This is a genomic window from Gilliamella sp. B3817, from assembly GCF_026536705.1.
Lineage (GTDB): Bacteria > Pseudomonadota > Gammaproteobacteria > Enterobacterales > Orbaceae > Gilliamella > Gilliamella apicola_I.
On sequence record NZ_JAFNNV010000006.1, the window covers coordinates 92,330 to 114,775 of the forward strand.

At 36.6% G+C, this 22,446-nt stretch carries 19 protein-coding genes; 16 read left to right on the forward strand and 3 right to left on the reverse strand.

Going from position 1 to position 22,446, the window contains the following annotated elements; translation table 11 throughout:
* Window positions 1-61: 61 nt before the first annotated feature.
* The 15 genes from rpoC to J3U36_RS08570 all read left to right on the forward strand — a co-directional run bounded on the left by rpoC (window position 62) and on the right by J3U36_RS08570 (window position 18,368).
* Window positions 62-4,279 carry a DNA-directed RNA polymerase subunit beta' gene (rpoC, locus tag J3U36_RS08500; protein ID WP_065559745.1) on the forward strand — a complete coding sequence of 1,406 codons (4,218 nt, stop codon included), beginning with the start codon at window positions 62-64 and terminating at the stop codon, window positions 4,277-4,279.
* Window positions 4,280-4,358: 79 nt separating this feature from the next.
* Window positions 4,359-4,673: an antibiotic biosynthesis monooxygenase family protein gene (locus J3U36_RS08505; protein ID WP_065559744.1), complete on the forward strand. Its 315-nt coding sequence runs from the start codon at window positions 4,359-4,361 to the stop codon at window positions 4,671-4,673.
* Window positions 4,674-5,121: 448 nt separating this feature from the next.
* Window positions 5,122-5,718: a LemA family protein gene (locus J3U36_RS08510; RefSeq protein ID WP_267352149.1), complete on the forward strand. Its 597-nt coding sequence runs from the start codon at window positions 5,122-5,124 to the stop codon at window positions 5,716-5,718.
* An 8-nt stretch (window positions 5,719-5,726) separates the two neighbouring features.
* The gene (locus J3U36_RS08515; protein ID WP_220215978.1) at window positions 5,727-6,644 is read left to right on the forward strand and encodes a TPM domain-containing protein; all 918 of its coding nucleotides are present in this window, start codon (window positions 5,727-5,729) and stop codon (window positions 6,642-6,644) included.
* 256 nt (window positions 6,645-6,900) lie between these two features.
* On the forward strand, window positions 6,901-7,410 hold the full coding sequence (gene yceD / locus J3U36_RS08520) for a 23S rRNA accumulation protein YceD (protein ID WP_267352151.1): 510 nt from the start codon (window positions 6,901-6,903) through the stop codon (window positions 7,408-7,410).
* Between the two features lie 4 nt (window positions 7,411-7,414).
* Window positions 7,415-7,582, forward strand: coding sequence for a 50S ribosomal protein L32 (gene rpmF / locus J3U36_RS08525; protein ID WP_025316508.1), 168 nt, complete (start codon window positions 7,415-7,417; stop codon window positions 7,580-7,582).
* Between the two features lie 33 nt (window positions 7,583-7,615).
* Window positions 7,616-8,662, forward strand: coding sequence for a phosphate acyltransferase PlsX (gene plsX / locus J3U36_RS08530; RefSeq protein WP_267380158.1), 1,047 nt, complete (start codon window positions 7,616-7,618; stop codon window positions 8,660-8,662).
* Between the two features lie 4 nt (window positions 8,663-8,666).
* Window positions 8,667-9,620 carry a beta-ketoacyl-ACP synthase III gene (locus tag J3U36_RS08535; RefSeq protein WP_267380157.1) on the forward strand — a complete coding sequence of 318 codons (954 nt, stop codon included), beginning with the start codon at window positions 8,667-8,669 and terminating at the stop codon, window positions 9,618-9,620.
* Between the two features lie 35 nt (window positions 9,621-9,655).
* On the forward strand, window positions 9,656-10,591 hold the full coding sequence (gene fabD, locus J3U36_RS08540) for an ACP S-malonyltransferase (RefSeq protein WP_267380156.1): 936 nt from the start codon (window positions 9,656-9,658) through the stop codon (window positions 10,589-10,591).
* Between the two features lie 19 nt (window positions 10,592-10,610).
* A complete protein-coding gene (fabG, locus tag J3U36_RS08545) occupies window positions 10,611-11,345 on the forward strand; it encodes a 3-oxoacyl-ACP reductase FabG (RefSeq protein WP_267380155.1) in 735 nt (244 codons plus the stop codon).
* A gap of 150 nt (window positions 11,346-11,495) precedes the next feature.
* Window positions 11,496-11,729: an acyl carrier protein gene (gene acpP / locus J3U36_RS08550; protein ID WP_065559736.1), complete on the forward strand. Its 234-nt coding sequence runs from the start codon at window positions 11,496-11,498 to the stop codon at window positions 11,727-11,729.
* Between the two features lie 160 nt (window positions 11,730-11,889).
* Window positions 11,890-13,134: a beta-ketoacyl-ACP synthase II gene (gene fabF, locus J3U36_RS08555; RefSeq protein ID WP_065559735.1), complete on the forward strand. Its 1,245-nt coding sequence runs from the start codon at window positions 11,890-11,892 to the stop codon at window positions 13,132-13,134.
* 165 nt (window positions 13,135-13,299) lie between these two features.
* Window positions 13,300-16,776, forward strand: a complete 3,477-nt coding sequence (dnaE, locus tag J3U36_RS08560) for a DNA polymerase III subunit alpha (protein WP_267360807.1) — start codon at window positions 13,300-13,302, stop codon at window positions 16,774-16,776.
* A gap of 242 nt (window positions 16,777-17,018) precedes the next feature.
* Window positions 17,019-17,978 (forward strand): acetyl-CoA carboxylase carboxyl transferase subunit alpha, encoded by a 960-nt coding sequence (accA, locus tag J3U36_RS08565; protein WP_267352158.1) that lies wholly within the window; start codon window positions 17,019-17,021, stop codon window positions 17,976-17,978.
* A gap of 21 nt (window positions 17,979-17,999) precedes the next feature.
* A complete protein-coding gene (locus J3U36_RS08570; RefSeq protein WP_065559732.1) occupies window positions 18,000-18,368 on the forward strand; it encodes a diacylglycerol kinase in 369 nt (122 codons plus the stop codon).
* 68 nt (window positions 18,369-18,436) lie between these two features.
* Here J3U36_RS08570 and J3U36_RS08575 read toward each other — a convergent pair whose 3' ends face one another.
* The 3 genes from J3U36_RS08575 to metK all read right to left on the reverse strand — a co-directional run bounded on the left by J3U36_RS08575 (window position 18,437) and on the right by metK (window position 21,191).
* Complete coding sequence (locus J3U36_RS08575; protein ID WP_267380154.1) at window positions 18,437-19,279, reverse strand: 23S rRNA (adenine(2030)-N(6))-methyltransferase RlmJ; 843 nt, start codon at window positions 19,277-19,279, stop codon at window positions 18,437-18,439.
* 273 nt (window positions 19,280-19,552) lie between these two features.
* Window positions 19,553-20,056: a SprT family zinc-dependent metalloprotease gene (locus J3U36_RS08580; protein WP_267380153.1), complete on the reverse strand. Its 504-nt coding sequence runs from the start codon at window positions 20,054-20,056 to the stop codon at window positions 19,553-19,555.
* Entirely contained in the window at window positions 20,040-21,191 is a 1,152-nt protein-coding gene (gene metK / locus J3U36_RS08585) for a methionine adenosyltransferase (RefSeq protein ID WP_267352161.1), read from the reverse strand. Before metK ends, J3U36_RS08580 begins: the two co-directional genes overlap by 17 nt.
* Before the next feature lie 213 nt (window positions 21,192-21,404).
* On the opposite strand from metK, the gene murI reads away from it, so the two are divergent.
* Window positions 21,405-22,220, forward strand: a complete 816-nt coding sequence (murI, locus tag J3U36_RS08590; protein ID WP_267380152.1) for a glutamate racemase — start codon at window positions 21,405-21,407, stop codon at window positions 22,218-22,220.
* Window positions 22,221-22,446: the final 226 nt, after the last annotated feature.

Here is a 22,446-nt window from a genome sequence, read left to right on the forward strand (position 1 = left end):
TAGGGATAACTTATTAGCGATAATAAGTTATCTAATTGGTTTAACTCCATAGGAGCCAATTGTGAAAGACTTACTAAAGTTTCTAAAAGCACAGACAAAAACAGAAGATTTTGATGCTATCAAGATAGGTCTTGCCTCTCCTGATATGATTCGCTCATGGTCTTTTGGTGAAGTTAAAAAACCTGAAACAATCAACTATCGAACGTTCAAACCAGAGCGTGATGGATTGTTTTGTGCGCGTATTTTTGGACCAGTTAAAGACTATGAATGTTTATGTGGAAAATATAAACGTTTAAAACACCGTGGTGTGATCTGTGAAAAATGTGGCGTTGAAGTAACACAAGCGAAAGTACGTCGTGAACGTATGGGGCATATTGAACTTGCATCGCCAACTGCACACATCTGGTTTTTAAAATCATTACCATCTCGTATTGGTTTATTGTTAGATATGCCACTTCGTGATATCGAACGTGTTCTTTATTTTGAATCATTTATGGTTCTTGATGGTGGTATGACCAACTTAGAGCGTGGTCAAATCTTAACAGAAGAGCAATATTTAGATGCGTTAGAAGAGTTTGGTGATGAATTCGATGCTCGCATGGGTGCCGAAGCTATCCAAGAGTTGTTGCGTAATATTGATGTACAAGCGGAATGTGAAGCACTACGTGACGAACTTTCAACAACAAACTCTGAAACAAAACGGAAGAAAATCACTAAACGCATTAAGATTATTGAAGCATTCATTCAATCAGAAAATAAACCTGAATGGATGATCTTAAACGTATTGCCTGTGTTGCCACCAGATTTACGTCCATTAGTACCACTTGATGGCGGACGTTTTGCAACATCAGATTTGAATGATCTTTATCGTCGAGTGATCAACCGTAATAACCGTTTAAAACGTTTATTAGACTTAGCTGCGCCAGATATTATTGTACGTAATGAAAAACGTATGTTACAAGAATCTGTCGACGCATTATTAGATAATGGTCGCCGTGGTCGTGCTATTACTGGTTCAAACAAACGTCCATTAAAATCACTTGCCGATATGATTAAAGGTAAGCAAGGTCGTTTCCGTCAAAACCTATTAGGTAAACGTGTTGACTACTCAGGTCGTTCTGTAATTACTGTGGGTCCATACTTGCGTTTACACCAATGTGGTTTACCGAAAAAAATGGCACTTGAGCTTTTCAAACCATTTATCTACGGTAAATTAGAGCGTCGTGGCTATGCAACAACCATCAAAGCTGCGAAGAAAATGGTTGAACGTGAAGATGCGATTGTTTGGGATATCTTAGATGAAGTTATCCGTGAACATCCAGTATTACTAAACCGTGCACCAACACTTCACAGATTGGGTATTCAAGCATTTGAACCTATCTTAATTGAAGGTAAAGCGATTCAGTTACATCCATTAGTTTGTGCGGCATTCAATGCTGACTTCGATGGTGACCAAATGGCGGTTCACGTACCATTAACGTTAGAAGCGCAATTAGAAGCGCGTGCGTTAATGATGTCAACCAACAATATTCTTTCGCCTGCGAGTGGTGAGCCTATTATTGTTCCTTCACAGGACGTGGTATTAGGTCTTTACTATATGACTCGTGATAAAGTCAATGCGAAAGGTGAAGGCATGATTTTAACCGGTCCTAAAGAAGCAGAAAAACTGTATCGTTTAGGTCTTGTTGAGCTACATGCTAAAGTTAAAGTGCGTATCACTGAAAGCCAACGTAATAGTGTTGGTGAGTGGGAAGAAACAACTTCAGTTATTGATACTACTGTTGGGCGTGCTATTTTATGGTTGATTATGCCAAAAGGGATGAGTTACTCAGTGATTAACCAACCACTTGGCAAAAAAGCAATTTCACGTATTTTGAATATTTGCTATCGTCAACTCGGTATGAAAGAAACCGTAATTTTGGCTGACCAAGTGATGTATACCGGTTTTGCTTATGCTGCACGTTCTGGTGTTTCAGTTGGTATTGATGATATGGAAATTCCGGCTAAGAAATTACAAATCATCAACGAAGCTGAAATTGAAGTTGCTGAAATTCAAGAGCAATTCCAATCAGGTTTAGTCACAGCAGGTGAACGTTATAATAAAGTTATCGATATCTGGGCAGCAGCCAATGAACGTGTTGCAAAAGCCATGATGGATAACTTATCAACTGAAAAAGTGATTAATCGTGAAGGTAAAGAAGAAGTACAATCTTCTTTCAACAGTATTTATATGATGGCCGACTCAGGTGCGCGGGGTTCTGCAGCACAGATTCGTCAGTTAGCAGGTATGCGTGGTTTGATGGCAAAACCGGACGGCTCTATTATCGAAACACCAATTACAGCAAACTTCCGTGAAGGATTAAACGTACTTCAGTACTTTATTTCTACCCATGGTGCTCGTAAAGGTCTTGCTGATACAGCGTTAAAAACGGCGAACTCTGGTTATTTGACTCGTCGTTTAGTTGATGTTGCACAAGATTTAGTTGTTATTGAAGACGATTGTGGCACATTAGAAGGCGTAGTGATGACACCGGTTATCGAAGGTGGAGATGTTAAAGAGCCACTTCGTGAACGTGTATTAGGTCGTGTAACGGCTGAAGATGTGTTAAAACCAGGCAGTGCCGATATCTTGATTCCACGTAACACATTACTTGATGAAAGCTATTGTGATTTACTAGAAGCTGAATCGGTTGATAGTGTTAAAGTTCGTTCTGTTGTTTCGTGTGATACTGATTTTGGTGTTTGTGCGAAATGTTATGGTCGTGACTTAGCACGTGGTCACTTGGTGAATAAAGGTGAAGCAATCGGTGTTATCGCAGCTCAATCAATCGGTGAGCCAGGTACACAGTTAACCATGCGTACGTTCCATATCGGTGGTGCGGCATCAAGAGCGGCAGCAGAATCAAGTGTTCAAGTTAAAAACAAAGGTAGTATTAAATTAACTAATGCTAAATTTGTGACTAACCCAGACAAGAAATTAGTTATTACATCACGTAATGCTGAGTTAACGATTATCGATGATTTAGGTCGAATGAAAGAGACTTACAAAGTTCCTTATGGTTCGATTTTAACAAAAGGTAATGGTGCAGCAGTCGATGCTGGTGAAACAGTTGCTAACTGGGATCCGCATACAATGCCAGTTATCTCTGAAGCGAAAGGCTTTGTTAAATTTGTTGATATGGTTGATGGTCAAACTATTACCCGTCAAACCGACGAATTAACAGGTTTATCATCGATTGTTATTTTAGATGTCGCGGAGCGAACAGGTGTAGGTAAAGATTTACGTCCTGCAATCAAAATTGTTGATGCTAAAGGTAAAGATATCTATGTTGCAGGTACTGAAATGCTTGCACAATACTTCTTACCAGGTAAAGCATTAGTTCAATTAGAAGATGGTGCAGAAATCAATGTGGGTGATACGCTTGCACGTATTCCACAAGCCTCTGTAGGGACTAAAGATATTACCGGTGGTTTACCACGCGTAGCTGACTTATTTGAAGCTCGTAAACCGAAAGAATCAGCTATTCTTGCTGAAATTGATGGTATTATTTCGTTTGGTAAAGAGACCAAAGGTAAACGTCGCTTGATCATCACGCCATTAGATGGCAGTGAACCATATGAAGAGATGATTCCTAAATGGCGTCAACTTAACGTATTTGAAGGCGAACAAGTTGGACGTGGTGATGTGATTTCGGATGGTCCTGAATCAGCACATGATATCTTACGTCTACGTGGTGTAAATGCGGTAACACGTTACATTGTTAACGAAGTTCAAGAAGTTTATCGCCTGCAAGGTGTAAAAATCAATGATAAACACATTGAAGTTATCGTTCGTCAGATGCTGCGTAAAGCAACGGTTATTCATCCGGGTGGTTCTCGTCTACTTGACGGTGAACAACTTGAAGTTTCACGCTTGAAGATTATTAATCGTGAGCTTGAAGCACAAGGTAAAGAACCAATTGTTTATTTACACGATCTACTTGGTATTACTAAAGCATCATTAACAACTGAATCGTTTATTTCTGCGGCATCGTTCCAAGAAACGACTCGCGTATTAACCGAAGCAGCTGTTGCTGGTAAAAACGACGAATTACGTGGCTTAAAAGAAAACGTCATTGTTGGTCGATTGATTCCGGCTGGTACTGGTTATGCTTACCATAAAGAGCGTTTACGTAAACGTGCAATGCCATCAAGTGATGATATTCAAACAACAATTTCTGCTGAAGAAGCAACAGCTAACTTAGCTGAGTTACTTAATTCTGCAGAAGAAAACCAATAGTCAGTAGGACGAGTTATTAAAATAGCACGTGATTGCACGTGCTATTTTTTTATCTCAAATGAAATGAAAGGAGTTTTATATGTATATTGTTATGAACCGTTTTAAAATAAAACGAGGTAGTGAAGAGACTTTTATTGACATATGGCGTAATCGTGATAGTCATTTGAAAGAGATGAAAGGATTTAATCGCTTTTACTTTCTACAAGGAAAAACTGAGCAGGATTATACTTTATTTTCTTCATTTGCCGAGTGGGAATCTAAGGCTGATTTTGAAGCTTGGGTAAACTCAGATCACTTCAAACACACTCATCGTAATACGAATAATCGACCGAATAATAGTGATATCTATTTTGAACCGGCACAATTAGAATGTTTTGATGTTTTACTAAAATAATAAATTTGATGAAACAAACAAAAATCTAATATTCCGATTCATCATTAATTCATTAAGGTTATGTGAGCAATAATCTAATAGTGACATAAGGAATTAAATAATAAGTTATGATTATACTTCGCAAAGTTTATAAAAATGGCTATAATACAATCTAACTATTATAAAAATATTGGTGTGATTAGCGTATATTTATTCTAAAAAATACAAAACCAATGAAAAATTAAGCTAATCCACATTGAATTACTTTTTTCCTGACTATCTTTTCTTTATTACTTATAGTGTTCTTTTTTGGTTCTGATTTAATTCATGTTTATATATTAATGATATTCAGTGCTCATTTCATATATTGATCTATATTTTGATGTCCTTAGTTTAATTGTTAATGGTTTCAATTAGTTGTGTTTTTCTACATTACCTATTAATTAGACAATTTTATAAGGGGTTTACGATGAAATCAAAACTTGTGTTACTCATTATTGCGTTACTTATTGTTGCCGGATTCATTTTTTTTAAAAACTACAATAGTATCCAAACCCAAGATGAAAAAGTGGCAGCTTCATGGTCAGAAGTTATTAACCAGTATAAACGTCGAGCAGATTTAGTCCCTAATTTGGTTAATACTGTTAAAGGGTATGCGACACACGAGAAAGAAGTGTTTACACAAGTCACTGACGCCCGAGCCAAAGTTGGTTCAATACAATTAAACGCAGATCAACTTACCGATCCTACTTTATTTTCTAAATTTCAACAAGCTCAATCTGAATTGAGTTCTGCATTAAGTCGTTTGATAGCAGTCAGTGAAAATTATCCAGAGCTTAAAGCTAATACACTATATCAAGATTTAATGAGCCAACTTGAAGGTACTGAGAACCGTATTGCTGTTGCTCGAGGACGCTATATTGAAGCAGTGCAAAATTTCAATATTTATATCCGTCAATTACCCACAAAATGGGTAGCAGATGTTTTAGGTGTAAAACCAAAACAACAGTTTAGTGTTGAAAATGAAAAACAGATTTCTAATGCACCTGCAGTTAATTTTGGGTAGTGAATATAATGAAGAGATACTTTCCAGTTAGCTTATTGTTAATATTCAGTTGGTTTTGTTTTGGGCTGACTGAAATTCCACAATTTACCCGGCGGGTGATTGATACGACAAATACACTGACACCATCACAAATTGATGATTTAGAATCGAGTCTAATTGAATTTGAAAAACCAAGAACTGACGGTGCTCAAATTATCATATTAATGATTGCAAAACTTGAAGATGAAACCATTGAACAATGTGCAACTCGAGTTTTTGCTCAATGGGGAATAGGAAAAAAAGGACAAGATAATGGTATTTTATTATTAATCGCTAAAGACGATAGACGTATGCATATTGAAGTTGGTTATGGGTTAGAGGGAACCATAACCGATTTAATTGCTAGCCATATTATACGTGAACAATTAACACCGGAATTCAAACAAAATAACTATTATCAAGGTATCAAAAATGCTATATCCGTTTTGAAACAAAAAATAGATAACTCAGAACCTCTAGGTAATGAAAATAGCAATGAATCCGATATTGGTACGCTTCTTGCTGGTGAATTTGGTGCTAAATTATTTAATTATGGTTTGGTCTCTTTTTTCATTTGCTTTGTTATCAATAGTATTATTCCGCTAGGATCGTCTAAACGCTCTGCCAGTCGAAATTTGGGTACTGGGCTACTTAATGGATTATCAGTAGGTGGGTTTACCTTATGGAATGGTCATTCTATATCCATTGCTTTTATCTTACTATTCTTGGCGTTTGTCATGAGTACGATTGCGAGTGGATTTTTACGAATAAATGGTAGCAGTGGTTCAGGTGGCGGCGGATTCCGTGGAGGAGGTTTTGGCGGTGGTGGGTTTGGAGGCGGCTCAGGAGGATTTAGCGGTGGCGGAGGTGGTCGTAGTGGTGGTGGTGGCGCTTCTGGTAGCTGGTAGATTGATTAGAAATCGTTTTAATTAGTTTGTTAAAATTGGCTTATAATTATCAAATAAAAATTTCAAATTTGATGTTTTTTATATTATTGAAATAATGGAGTAATAAAAATATCAAGCCAATAATCAACGACTAAAACAAATTATCTTCTACGATCCCATTGACGAAACCTTGATTTAAAGGTAATATGCGCGCCTTACGGCATCGTGTAGTTTTTAGCTACACTGAATAATTTTTTAAGGTAGATGTGCATATTTTATGCAAAATAAATTGCCATTAACGATCGATCCTATTAAAGCTGCACAGAAACGACTTGATTATGTTGGATATTATCCAGCAAAAAGTGCAACAAGGATTGAAAGTCCAAAAAGTGATATCGAGTGCCGCTTATCTTTTGATTATGATGAGCAAAAACTCTGTGTTATCAACATTGATGCGAAGATAACGTTGGAACTGATTTGCCAACGTTGTTTTAAACCTTTTATCACTGAAATTCATGTGATGAATAAATTTAGTCCTGTAAAGAGCGATGCTCAAGCAGAGACACTACCGGAACATTATGAACCTGTTCTGATGAACGAGTTCGGTGAAGTGGATATATTAGCGTTACTTGAGGACGAAATTATTCTCTCGTTACCAATTGCGCCGGTACATGATAGTAAACACTGCGAAGTGTCAGAGGCAGATATGGTATTTGGTGATATTCCAAAAGAGAATGAAAAGCCAAATCCATTTGCAATTTTAGTTAGTTTAAAGAATAAGGGGTAAATCCATGGCTGTTCAACAGAATCGTAAAACTCGTGCAAAACGTGGTATGCGTCGTTCACATGATGCATTAACTGTTGCTAATATCTCAGTTGATGAATCAGGTAAAACACATTTACGTCATCACGTAACCGCTGATGGTTATTATCGTGGTCGTAAAGTGATTTCTAAATAATTACTGCGAATTTAGAAATCCTCAGGTGACATTTTGGATAATCTAACCATCGCGTTAGATGCTATGAGCGGGGACTTCGGTCCTCGTATTGTTGTTCCTGCTGCAATACAAGCATTAAATCGTTATCCAAATCTTTCCATTTTTCTGGTAGGTAATCTAACAGAAATATGCTCCTTTTTGTCTAAAGAAAACACCAAACTTATTGCACAGTATCAAAATGATGGTCGATTGGTATTGATAGAATCAACCACTGTGATTACGAATGACATGAAACCCTCTTACGCAATTCGTCATAGTCAAGGCTCTTCAATGAGAATCGCATTGGAACTTGTCAAAGATAACTCTGCTCAGGCATGTGTTAGTGCGGGTAATACGGGCGCTTTGATGGGGTTATCTAAACTATTATTACATTCTCTAACCGGTATTGACCGTCCCGCTCTGGTTGCGACTATACCAGCATTAAATAATCATGATACAGTCGTTTTGGATCTTGGCGCTAATGCTGAATGTGATAGTGATATGTTAGTACAATTTGCGATAATGGGTGAGATTCTTGCCAAAACCGTACTTAAGATCGAAACTCCACGAGTTGCATTACTTAACATTGGTGAAGAGGATATTAAAGGATTAGATAAAATTCGTGCAGCAGCGGCAGTTTTAAAATCGAATGAACAAATTAATTATATCGGTTATTTAGAAGGCAATGATCTTTTAACTGGTAAAACCGATGTATTAGTCTGTGATGGATTTGTGGGTAATGTAACATTAAAAACGGTAGAAGGCTTAATCAAAATTTTTATGTCTTCGCTCAAATTATCCTTAAATCATAATTCATTTTTAATGAAATTACTGAGCAAATGGATACAAAGAAAGATTGCAAAAAATTTTTGTTATTTGGATCCTGGGCGATATAATGGAGCCTGTTTACTTGGACTTCAAAGTATTGTGATTAAAAGTCACGGTAGTGCCAATCAAAAATCTTTTTTTGCAGCAATAGAACAAGCTATTTTGGCTATACAAACAAATATACCAGAGAAGATTGCAACCAGTCTTTCTTCCGCACTACCTAAGAGCGAATAATTAGATGTATACAAAGATATTAGGAACAGGAAGTTATCTTCCAAAACAGATACGAACCAACGCAGATCTTGAAAAAATGGTTGATACTAGTGATGAATGGATTACGACACGCACTGGCATCAAAGAAAGGCGTATTGCCGCTCCAGATGAAACTGTAACAACAATGGCCTATGAAGCGGCAATTAATGCTATTGAAATGGCAGGTATCGATAAAAATGATATCGGTTTGATCATTGTTGCAACAGCAACTTCAGTGAATGCTTTTCCAAGTTCTGCAACTGAACTACAAGCTAAACTTGAAATAGGTGATGTGATTGCCTTTGATGTTTCGGCTGCATGTTCAGGATTTGTTTATGCGTTAGATATTGCGGATAAATATGTAAAAAGTGGTGCGATCAAATATGCTTTAGTAGTGGGGTCTGACATGTTAACACGTGGTGTTGATCCGGATGATCGTGGCACTATTATTATTTTTGGTGATGGAGCAGGTGCTGTTGTTATAGGCGCATCTGAAGAGCCTGGTATTATTGCTTCACATTTACATGCCGATGGACGTTACGGGGATCTATTAAAATATCCTTATGTTGATCGCCGTGATATGAATGATCCTGTTTATATGACGATGCATGGTAATGAAGTGTTTAAAATAGCAGTTAAAGAACTCTCAAATTTAGTTGATGAGCTTTTAACTGAAAATGCTTTTAATAAAGCCGATTTAGATTGGTTGGTGCCTCACCAAGCAAATTTAAGAATTATTTCAGCGACAGCTAAACGATTAGATATGGATATGAGTAAAGTCATTGTAACGTTGGATAAACAAGGAAATACTTCAGCTGCATCGGTACCTTGTGCATTAGATGCAGGTGTCCGAGATGGACGCATTCAACGTGGCCAATTAATTCTATTAGAGGCATTTGGTGGCGGTTTTGTATGGGGCTCTGCGCTCATTAGATTTTAACTAATCAATTATTTTAAGTGATCAAGGATTTTAAAATGACCAAATTTGCAATGGTATTTCCAGGACAAGGTTCACAAGCGGTAGGTATGCTAAGAGATCTTGCTGATAATTATCCAATTGTGAAATCAACTTTTGATGAAGCTTCACAGGTATTAGGCTATGACTTATGGACACTTGTACAAGACGGTCCAGTAGAAGAATTAAATAAAACTTGGCAAACACAACCTGCGTTACTTGCTGCATCTGTAGCAATTTATCGGGTATGGCAGAGTATAAATGGTGCACAACCAGATTTTATGGCAGGCCATAGTTTAGGTGAATATTCAGCATTAGTTTGTGCAGGTGTTATTGATTTTAAAGATGCTATCAAATTAGTCGAACTACGCGGACAACTTATGCAAGAAGCCGTACCAACAGGTACAGGCGCAATGTATGCAATCATTGGACTTGATAATGAATCAATTCGTAAAGCATGTGAACAAGCCGCTCAAGGTCAAATTGTTGCACCTGTTAATTTCAACTCACCGGGTCAAGTTGTTATTGCTGGTAATAAAGAAGCGGTTGAACGTGCTGGTGCTTTATGTAAAGAAGCAGGTGCTAAACGTGCATTACCTCTTGCCGTGAGTGTTCCTTCACATTGTGCATTGATGAAACCGGCAGCAGATAAATTAGCAATAGCATTAGAAAACATTACTTTTAATACGCCAAAATTTGCAGTAATTAATAATGTCGATGTTAAAGTTGAATCATCTGCAGATCAAATTAAAGCAGCGCTTATTGCTCAGCTTTATAGTTCTGTTCGATGGACTGAAACAGTTGAAGAAATGGCAAAACAAGGTATAACCCTTTTAGTTGAAATGGGACCAGGTAAAGTATTAACAGGATTGACTAAACGTATTGTTGATTCATTGTCTGCTTGTGCAGTCAATGATAAAGCTTCATTAGATGTTGCGTTAGAAAATACTAAATAAAAATTTAAAAGAGGTAGTTATGAACCTATCAGGAAAAATTGCTTTAGTTACAGGTGCCAGCCGCGGAATAGGTAAAGCGATTGCAGAAAAATTAGTTGCATGTGGTGCAACAGTTATTGGTACAGCAACAACGGAAAAAGGTGCTGAAGCAATAAGCCAATATTTAGGCTCACACGGTAAAGGTTATGCTTTGAATGTGACAGATGAAGCATCAATTGAATCGGTTATTGGTGCAATTAAAACGAAATTTGGTGATATTGATATTTTGGTTAATAATGCAGGTATTACCCGTGATAATTTATTAATGAGAATGAAAGAAGATGAATGGCAAGATATTTTGAATACCAATTTAACTTCTGTGTTTCGTCTCTCAAAAGCCTTAATGCGAACTATGATGAAAAAGCGTTATGGCAGAATTATTACTATCGGTTCAGTTGTGGGAACGATGGGTAACGCCGGTCAAGCGAATTATGCGGCAGCAAAAGCAGGTTTAATTGGTTTTAGTAAATCATTAGCTCGTGAAGTAGCATCACGAGGAATTACAGTCAATGTTGTTGCGCCAGGCTTTATCGCAACAGATATGACAGAAGCACTTACTGATGATCAGAAAGCGTTAACATTAGCACAAGTCCCTACAGGGCGTTTAGGTGAACCCGCTGAAATTGCAAGTGCTGTGGCATTTTTGGCATCTGATGAAGCTTCTTACATCACGGGTGAAACTTTGCATGTCAATGGTGGCATGTATATGGTGTAATTGATTGGAATAGTGTAAAATAAGTTAATATTTTGACGATTCGAACAAAAATTAAGCAATTGGGTTGAAAAATGATTTGCATCTTTTTCAACATTTTATAAACTTACATTCACCGCCACTTTCGGCGATTTTTATAGGAAAAAAAAGAGTATGAGCACTATTGAAGAGCGAGTTAAAAGTATTATTGTTGAGCAACTTGGTGTGAAAGAAGACGAAGTAAAAAATGAATCTTCTTTTGTAGAAGATCTTGGCGCTGACTCTCTTGATACTGTTGAACTAGTTATGGCTTTAGAAGAAGAATTCGATACAGAAATTCCTGACGAAGAAGCTGAAAAAATCACAACTGTTCAATCAGCAATTGATTATATTACTGCAAATCAATAATTTTAGCTGAGTTTTCATAATAGGCGGTCAACTGATCGCCTAGTTTATATTTATGTCTTTAACTTGTTGAAGTATATCAACTTGATGTTTATTATTAGAAAACTCAAAGTAAAAATTTCATTGATTCAAATTTCATCTCAATCCTTTTCTGGAGGACAATGTGTCTAAACGCAGAGTTGTTGTTACTGGAATGGGCATGATATCTCCAGTTGGTAATACAGTTGAATCCACATGGCAAGCTTTATTAGCAGGTCAAAGTGGTGTTGAACTCATCGAACATTTTGATACAGCCCCTTTTGCAACGCGCTTCGCAGCGATGGTTAAAAACTTTAATGGCGAAGATTATAATATTTCACGTAAAGATGCACGTAAAATGGATTATTTTATCCAATATGGCATAGCCGCTGGTATTCAAGCAATGCAAGATGCTGGCATCGAAATTACGGAAGAAAATTCAGAACGTATTGGCTGCGCTATTGGTTCAGGTATTGGTGGACTTGGATTAATTGAGGAAAATCACAGTGCGCTAATTAATGGCGGACCACGTAAAATTAGCCCATTTTTTGTTCCATCAACCATCGTTAATATGATTGCTGGTCATTTATCCATTATTTATGGATTAAAAGGACCGAGTATTACTATAGCTACCGCTTGTTCTTCTGGCGTTCATAATATCGGACATGCAGCAAGAATGATTGCTTATGGTGATGCAGACGGCATGCTTGCCGGTGGTGGCGAAAAAGCGAGTACACCGCTTGGTATTGGTGGTTTTGGTGCAGCACGTGCATTATCAACCAATAATGACAATCCTAAAGCGGCGAGTCGACCTTGGGATAAAGACCGTGATGGTTTTGTACTTGGCGACGGTGCAGGAATCATGTTTTTAGAAGAGTATGAGCATGCTAAAAAACGTGGTGCTAAAATTTATGCTGAAGTTGTCGGTTTTGGAATGAGCGGCGATGCTTACCATATGACTTCACCTCCAGAAGATGGTAGTGGTGCAGCTTTAGCGATGAAATGTGCAATTCGTGACGCAGGTATTACACCTGAACAAGTTGGTTATATCAATGCGCATGGGACATCGACTCCTGCCGGTGATAAAGCTGAAACTCAAGCAGTAAAAAGTATTTTCAAAGAAAATTCAAGCAAAGTAATGGTCAGTTCAACAAAATCAATGATTGGTCATTTACTGGGTGCAGCTGGTGCTGTTGAATCAATCTTTACTGTACTTGCATTACGTGATCAAGCTGTACCGCCAACAATTAATTTAGATAATCCTGATGAAGGATGTGATCTCGATTATGTTCCTCATACAGCTCGTCAAGTTAAGAATTTAGAGTATGCACTGTGTAACTCGTTTGGTTTCGGTGGAACGAATGGTTCAGTGTTATTCAAAAAAATCTAATTTCTTATTCTGAAATTATTCGTCGGTAATTTTTATTATCGACGAAAGCCTTCCTGAAAATTATTTTAGATGTGTTAAATCTTATCGACAAAGAGAATAAGAATATTTATATAGCTTGTGTTATAATCTTATATAAATTTTAAAGCATTATCATTACTGGAAATTATGGCAGAACCACAATTTATTCATCTCCATTTGCATAGCGATTTTTCTATGGTTGACGGAATTGCGAAAGTAGGCACATTAGTAAATGAGGTGAGCAAGTTACAGATGCCAGCCTTTGCGATTACCGATTTTACTAATTTATGTGGTCTTGTAAAATTTTATGGCACAGCAATGTCAAAAGGCATCAAACCTATCATTGGTGCTGATCTTGCTATAAAAAATCCACAAATGCCAGATGATATTTTTCGGTTAACTTTACTTGCAGCCAATAATGATGGATATAAAAATCTTACCTTACTGATTTCCAAAGCTTATGAAAGAGGTTACATCGGTGATATTCCGGTTGTTGATCAAGAATGGTTAACAGAGTATCGATCTGGATTAATTGTTTTAGCAGGTCGTGAAAGTGATATTGGTATCGGAATCATTCGCAATAATCAATCAATTATTGATAATGCTATTCAATTTTATTGTGAAAACTTTCCAGATCATTTTTACTTTGAATTAGTACGTACCAAACGTGTTAATGAAGAACTATTTATTCATAGTGCGGTTAAACTTGCAGAACAATATGCGTTACCTGTTGTGGCAACTAATGATGTAAGATTTTTGGTTCCTTCTGATTTTGAAGCTCACGAAATTCGGGTTGCTATTCACGATGGTAATACCCTTGAAGATCCTAATAGACCCAAACACTACTCAGCTGAACAATATTTACGTTCAGAACAAGAAATGTGCGAACTGTTTTCTGACATTCCAGAAGCATTAGAAAATAGTGTTGAAATAGCCAAACGTTGTAATGTGTCGATTCGATTAGGAGAGTATTTTTTACCTAAGTTCCCAACAGGGAATATGTCTACAGAAGATTTTTTAGTTCATAAATCACGTGAAGGTTTGGAAGAAAGATTAGAACTTTTATTTCCTGATCCTAACGTTAGACAACAAAAACGACCAGAATATGATGAACGTTTAGAAACCGAATTAAACGTAATCAACCAAATGGGGTTTCCTGGCTATTTCCTGATCGTTATGGAATTTATTCAATGGTCTAAAGATAATGATATTCCTGTCGGTCCGGGTCGTGGTTCAGGGGCTGGTTCTCTTGTTGCTTATGCACTGAAAATAACGGATTTGGATCCGTTAGCCTTTGACTTACTTTTTGAACGTTTTTTAAATCCTGAACGGGTATCAATGCCAGATTTTGATGTTGATTTCTGTATGGAAAAACGTGATTTAGTGATTGATCATGTTGCTGACATGTACGGTCGAGATGCAGTTTCACAAATTATTACATTTGGTACAATGGCTGCTAAAGCCGTTATACGCGATGTGGGACGAGTGCTGGGACACCCTTATGGATTTGTTGATCGTATCGCAAAGCTCATACCTCTTGACCCCGGAATGACCCTTGCAAAAGCGTTTGAACTCGAGCCTCAATTGCAAGAAATTTATGACAATAATGAAGATGTAAAATCATTAATTGATATTGCCAGACAATTAGAAGGGGTGACTCGAAACGCCGGTAAACACGCCGGTGGGGTCGTGATTTCACCAACTAAAATTACAGATTTTTCGCCTATCTATTGTGATTCTGAAGGTCATCATCCCGTTACACAATTTGATAAAAATGATGTTGAATATGCAGGACTGGTCAAATTCGACTTTTTAGGATTACGTACGTTAACCATTATTGATTGGGCAATCAAAATGATTAATGAGCGTCAGGCAAGAGAAGGTCTGGAAGCGGTTGATATTACACGCATTCCGCTTGATGATCAGAAATCGTTTGATTTACTGTTAAATGCAGAAACGACTGCTGTTTTCCAGCTTGAATCGCGTGGTATGAAAGATCTCATAAGACGTTTAAAGCCCGACTGCTTTGAAGATATGATTGCATTAGTCGCATTATTCCGACCAGGGCCTCTACAATCAGGAATGGTGGATAATTTTATCGATCGTAAACATGGTCGTGAAGAGGTGTCTTATCCCGATATTAATCATCAGCACGAATCCTTGAAGCCTATATTAGAACCAACTTATGGCATTATTCTCTATCAAGAACAGGTCATGCAAATAGCACAAACGTTATCTGGTTATACCTTAGGTGGTGCGGATTTATTACGTCGAGCTATGGGTAAGAAAAAGCCAGAAGAAATGGCTAAGCAACGTTCTGTATTTAAAGAAGGCGCTGAAAAGCAGGGCGTAGATGGAGAACTGGCTATGCGGATTTTTGATTTAGTTGAAAAATTCGCAGGTTATGGTTTTAACAAATCGCATTCGGCTGCTTATGCACTTGTTTCTTATCAAACTCTCTGGCTAAAAACACACTATCCTGCAGAGTTTATGGCTGCAGTTATGACGGCTGATATGGACAATACCGATAAAATCGTTGGTCTGGTCGATGAATGCCTACGTATGGGACTCAAAATTAATCCACCGGATATTAACAGTGGGTTGTATCATTTTCATGTGAATGAAAAAGGTGAAATTGTTTACGGTATTGGTGCAATAAAAGGTGTGGGCGAAGGTCCGATTGAGGCGATAGTTGAAGCGCGCAATAGTGGTGGATATTTCAAAAATATTTTTGAATTATGTGCACGAACAGATATGAAAAAAATTAACCGTCGTGTTTTAGAAAAACTCACCATGGCTGGCGCTTTTGATAAATTAGGTCCACATCGAGCAGCGATTTTAAATAGTATTAACGACGCTATGCAAGCGGCGGATCAATATGCTAAAGCACAAGATATTGGTCAAGAAGATATGTTTGGTGTATTAGCTGAAGAACCAGAACAAGTTGAACATGCTTATGCAGCTGTTCCAGAACTGCCAGAACAAGTTTTGCTTGATGGTGAACGTGATACTTTAGGGCTTTATTTAACGGGGCATCCGGTTACACAATACCTGAAGGAGTTAAATCGTTATGCTGGAGGTTTACGGATAAGTGAAGCTTCTCCAACGGGTTGGGGAAAAATGGCCACTTTTGCTGGTATTGTTGTTGATGCTAGAGTTCGCATTACTAAAAAAGGAAACAAAATCGGTTTATTTACGTTGGATGATCGCTCAGGTCGTATTGACGGTATGCTTTTTACTGATGCACTGGAAAAATTTGAGCATTTATTGGTTAAAGATAAAATTTTGATAGTCACCGGTCAAGTCAGTCATGATGATTTTAATGGTGGATTCAAAATGACGGTACGTGATATGGTCGACTTGAAGGATGCCCGAGCGAAGTATGTTAAAGGTTTGGCGGTGACATTAACTGACAGTGAAGCTGATAGAGCAATGTTGCAGCGTCTACAACAACTATTTGAACCCTATCGACATGGTAGTGTACCTGTAAATCTTTACTATCATAGGGATGACTCGATCGTTAGAATACAATTCGGTACAACTTGGCGAGTTATTCCTGAGGATGCTTTGATTGTAGAGCTTAAAACCTTGCTAGGTAATGATCGTATTGAATTTGAATTTTAGTAAATTAGTATAAAATTATTCCTATTAAGTAAAATATAGGAATATAGCAAATCTACATTTAAGGATAAAAATAAGTTGTTCTTTTTTATATCCCAGTCGATAACATGATAAATGTAGATGACTTTAATTAGTATTACATAGTAAAATTGACTTAATTTTATTTTAAGAATTAGTCTTTATACTATATTAAATAATGTATTTATTACAAATACAAAATAAATTAAGAGGCAATCATAAGCGTTATGAACAATTTTTTGGAATTTGAAAAGCCGATAGCGGAATTAGAAGCAAAAATTAATTCCTTAAAGAATATTGATTCACAACAAGTTGAATTAGATATCAATTTAGACAAAGAGATTAAACAACTAAATAAAAAAAGTCGAGAGTTAACAAAAAAAATATTTGCAAATTTATCTCCATGGGAAATCGCACAATTAGCCAGACATCCAAATAGACCCTATACACTAGATTATATCAAAGAAATTTTTACTGATTTTGATGAGTTAGCAGGTGATCGTGCTTATGCTGATGATAAAGCAATCGTCGGTGGTATTGCTCGTATTGATGATCGACCAGTTATGGTAATTGGTCATCAAAAAGGTCGTGAAACAAAACAGAAAATATATCGTAACTTTGGTATGCCTGCACCTGAAGGTTATCGAAAAGCATTACGTTTAATGCAATTAGCTGAACGTTTTAAATTACCTATTATTACTTTTATTGATACGCCGGGAGCATATCCTGGTATTGGTGCCGAAGAGCGAGGACAAGCTGAAGCAATAGCTAGAAATTTACGCGAAATGTCTCGTCTTAACGTTCCAACTATTTGTACTGTTATTGGTGAAGGCGGTTCTGGTGGAGCACTCGCGATTGGTGTTGCTGATAAAGTGAACATGTTGCAGTACAGTACTTATTCGGTTATTTCTCCTGAAGGGTGTGCATCTATTTTGTGGAAAAGTGCTGATAAAGCTCCTGTTGCTGCTGAAGCAATGAATATGACAGCTGATAAATTACTTAAATTAGATCTAATTGATTCAATAATTCCTGAACCACTAGGTGGTGCTCATCGTGATTATTTTGCGGTATCCGATTCTTTGAAAAAACAGTTAATTAATGATCTTAATGAACTTGAAGAAATGGATTTATCCGTACTGCTTGAAAGAAGATTTCAACGCCTTATGAACTATGGTTATGCAAGATAGCCTTATTGGAATACTATTATTATGGAAAAAAAGACGGGTTTAAAACGTATAATTAATGCAACAAAGTACTCTTTTAAAGGGTTTAAATCAGCGATCAAATATGAAACCGCATTTCGTCAAGAATTATTGTTGTTGATTGTGGCTTATATTGTGGTCATGCTAATTGATTTCACGATATATGAACGTATTTTATTATTAGGTTCTATTGGTGTTGTGATGATTGTTGAGCTTATCAACAGTGCCATTGAATGTGTGGTAGATAGAATCGGTAGTGAAAGACACGAGTTATCGGGTCGTGCTAAGGATTATGGATCTGCAGCCGTGTTTTTATCGTTATTATTAACGGTAATTTTATGGATTTACTTATTTTCCTGCCACTTTTTTCCCTAAATTCTTTCTAACTCATTGACAATTTGAATGATAATAGTGCGAGTGAAATACTCGCATTTCATTCTTTTTTATTCCGATACTAGCTCTTTAATGGTGAAGTTGCCTGTTTTTTCTGTATCCAGCTTCTCTTTTAACCATGGCATGATCGATTGCATTTGCTCATGTAGCTTCCAAGGCGGATTAATTACAATCATACCGGATGCTGTCATTCCTTTCTGATTATTGTCAGGTTTTAGAGCAAGCTCAAACTGTGAAATTCGCTTAATTCCTAAATTTACAATTCCATCAATCATCCTTTGGGTCTGTGTTCGTGATACGACAGGATACCAGATAAGATAAACACCAGTCGCAAAACGTTTATACGCTTCATTTATCGCCGTTGGAATTTTTTGATAATCATCTTTGATCTCATATGAAGGATCAATTAATATCAGTCCTCGGCGTGATTCGGGAGGTAATTTTGATTTTAATTGTGCAAAGCCATCTTCACGTAATACTCTTGCGCGTTTATCCTTATTAAATTCCTGCCTTAAAAAAGGATAGTCGGTTGGATGTAATTCGGTAAGATTAAGTTTATCTTGTTCCCGAAGTAGCTGTTTAGCAATGAGCGGTGAACCAGGATAATACTTTAAAGTATCAAATGGATTGTAGCGCTGAAGAATTGATAGATAAGTATCAAGTTGTTTTGGAAGATCCGGTTGTTGCCATAATAAATTAATCCCAGATAAATATTCTCCCGTTTTCTCAGCATGTTCACTTTTTAATAAATATCGCCCCGCACCACTGTGAGTATCCAGATATAAAAAAGGTTTTTCTTTTTCCTTTAACGATTCAATACATAGTGTTAATACAATATGTTTTAAAACATCTGCATGATTACCTGCATGGTAGCTATGACGATAACTTAACATTAAAAATTTAGCCTCATTTGTTTATTATTTTGCATGTGAAATAGATAAAGCTTAATAAAGTAGGCAAGTCATTTTCATTAATTTTCAATTAAAGTTGAATACTGATGTTATCATCAGAAATTGATAGCCATATAAACTATATTTTGCGATATCGGTGTAACCTAAATATAAGGAGAATGAGTATTATAAGTCAGAAAGGGATTTTTTCAACTTTGTAGCCTTAAAGTGTATATGGCAAGAGATTATAGGTAACGTGTGCTCGTCATCTCACATTTAGGACAACATTTTTTGTTTAAGTTGTGTACCACATTTGCGACATAAATAATTTATATTATTGTGCTGAACTTTATTGTGTCTAATCTTTGTTAATTGATGCTCCTGATACTCACAATAGTATAAAAAAAAGTCTCGTTTAACATCGAAATTATGAGTTGTTTTAGGCATTTTACCTAGGATATTTGACATAACATATTGCCATTCTTTGCCATGAGGCTTTACGTTGCCAAATTTTTTAAAAACAATTAGGTGCGCTAACTCATGGGGCACAACTTCTTCAATAAATACTTGTCCATTGTCGGCAAGCATTGTTGAATTCAATTGGATTTCCCAACGCATTAGAAAAGCACTTCCTGCCACACTTCCTTTAGGTTTATAAATTATTTTAGGTTCGGTAAATTGCATATTTAGCAATTGATTAGCTTGCGCTAAGTATTTTCTTAGGCAAGCTATAACTTGGTTGTGCAAATTTATGGGGATACGTTTAAAGTCCTGCTGCATCTCGTAATTGAGCCGCTTTATCTGTTTGTTCCCAAGGAAAAATATCTCGTCCAAAGTGACCATAACTTGCTGTTTTTTGATAAATTGGTTGAATTAAATTTAGCATTTTAATCAGTCCATAAGGTCTTAAATCAAAAAATTCCTTAATTAATGCAACAATTTTATCATGCGCAATTTTTTCCGTGCCAAATGTATTAACATAAATTGAAGTCGGATTAGCAATACCAATTGCATAAGATAGTTGTAATTCACATCTATCAGCTAATCCAGCAGCAACAATATTTTTTGCAACATAACGAGCAGCATAAGCAGCCGAACGGTCAACTTTTGATGGATCTTTACCAGAAAAAGCCCCACCACCATGACGAGCTGCTCCACCATAAGTATCCACAATTATTTTACGTCCGGTTAACCCACAATCCCCCATAGGTCCGCCAATAACAAAACGCCCAGTTGGATTGATGAAATATTTAGTTCGGGAAGTTAACCACTCAGCTGGTAAGGTTGGTTTGATGATCTCCTCCATTACCGCTTCATGTAATGCATTTTGTTCAATATCTTCTGCATGTTGAGTGGATAAAACAATCGTATCAACACCTTTAATTATGCCATTTTCATAAATTAATGTTACTTGGCTTTTGGCATCAGGTCTTAACCATGGAAGTATTCCTTTCTTTCTAACTTCAGCTTGGCGATGCATAAGCTCATGAGCATAACTGATTGCTGCTGGCATAAAGTTTGGCATTTCATTGGTTGCGTAGCCAAACATTATCCCCTGATCACCTGCTCCTTGCTGTAAAGGATCTTCACGATCTACACCTTGGTTAATATCGGGTGATTGTTTTCCAATTGCATTTAAAACAGCACAAGAATTAGCATCAAATCCCATTTCTGAACTGGTATATCCAATATCACTAATTGTTTTTCGGGTTAACTCTTCTATATCTACCCATGCTGAGGTTGTAATCTCGCCACCAACAAGTGCCATACCTGTTTTTACATAGGTTTCACATGCAACACGAGCTTTAGGATCTTGCTTTAAAATAGCATCAAGTACCGCATCTGAGATTTGATCGGCAATTTTATCTGGATGACCTTCTGAAACTGATTCAGAAGTGAATAGAAATTCTGACATTCAATACCTTCTTAAATTTATTCGTACGAATAACATATAAATTCAAAATAGCGCTCATTTTAGCAGTTTTACCATCTAGACGTCTAGTTAAAAAATTTTTCTAATAGTGTCATTTTCTTCAATGACAGGTAATAAAATAACTTGCATTAATTTTTAATCAATTTACGATAGTTTGCGTTTTTACCTATCAATTAGCTAAACATCTACAGAAATATGAAAATAAAAAATACAACTCCTACAGTGCTAGTATTTGATTCCGGTATTGGTGGATTATCGGTATATGACGCCATTTACAAGAAGATGCCTAATCTACATTACATTTATGCATTTGATAATGAAATGTTTCCTTACGGCGATAAGTCATCCGAATTTCTTATTGATAGGGTCACGTCAATTATTGGACATATTTCGAAACATTATTTAATTGACATAGCTGTTATTGCATGTAATACAGCAAGTACTATCTGTTTACCGAGTTTAAGATCCAAATTTTCTTTTCCTATTGTAGGTGTTGTTCCCGCTATTAAACCAGCTTGCCAAATTACCCAAAACAAATGTATCGGACTGCTGGCAACAAAGGCAACCATTGAACGCGCTTATACAACAAATCTCATTCAAGAATTTGCAAAGGACTGTACAGTTAAACTACTTGGCTTATCTGAGCTTGCATTTATTGCAGAAAATAAATTGCAAGGTGTTACTGTCGATATAAATCAATTACAAACTTTACTTGCGCCGTGGCTTTCTGAACCTGTTATACCAGATACTATTGTATTAGGTTGTACTCACTATCCATTTATCAAAGAAGAGTTACAAATAATTTTTCCTAATGCGACATTTATTGATTCAGGAAATGCTATTGCTACTCGTGTCTATAATTTACTTAACGAACAATTTGATTTAAATGCAGAAAACAAGAGTGCTAAGGAAAATATTGTAATGAGTACCAACTATAACCAATATGTTGAAAAATTAACTGACAAATTAACTAAATATAAACTTAATAAATATCAATACATTAATATTTAGCGTGTTTAAACCTTACTCGAACGGAGCAAAGATCTGCTTTTTTTGCTTGTAAAAAAAAATGAAGTGCCTATAATGCGCATCCACTGACACGACGTCAGCGAAAGCAGGCGGAACAAGAGGTTAGTGAGCAGGATCAAAAAATTTGAAAAAAGATCTTGACGAATAAAAAGGTGTAGCGTAGTATACGCAGCCCTTGAGACAGTAAAAGCGAAAGCAAAAAATACTG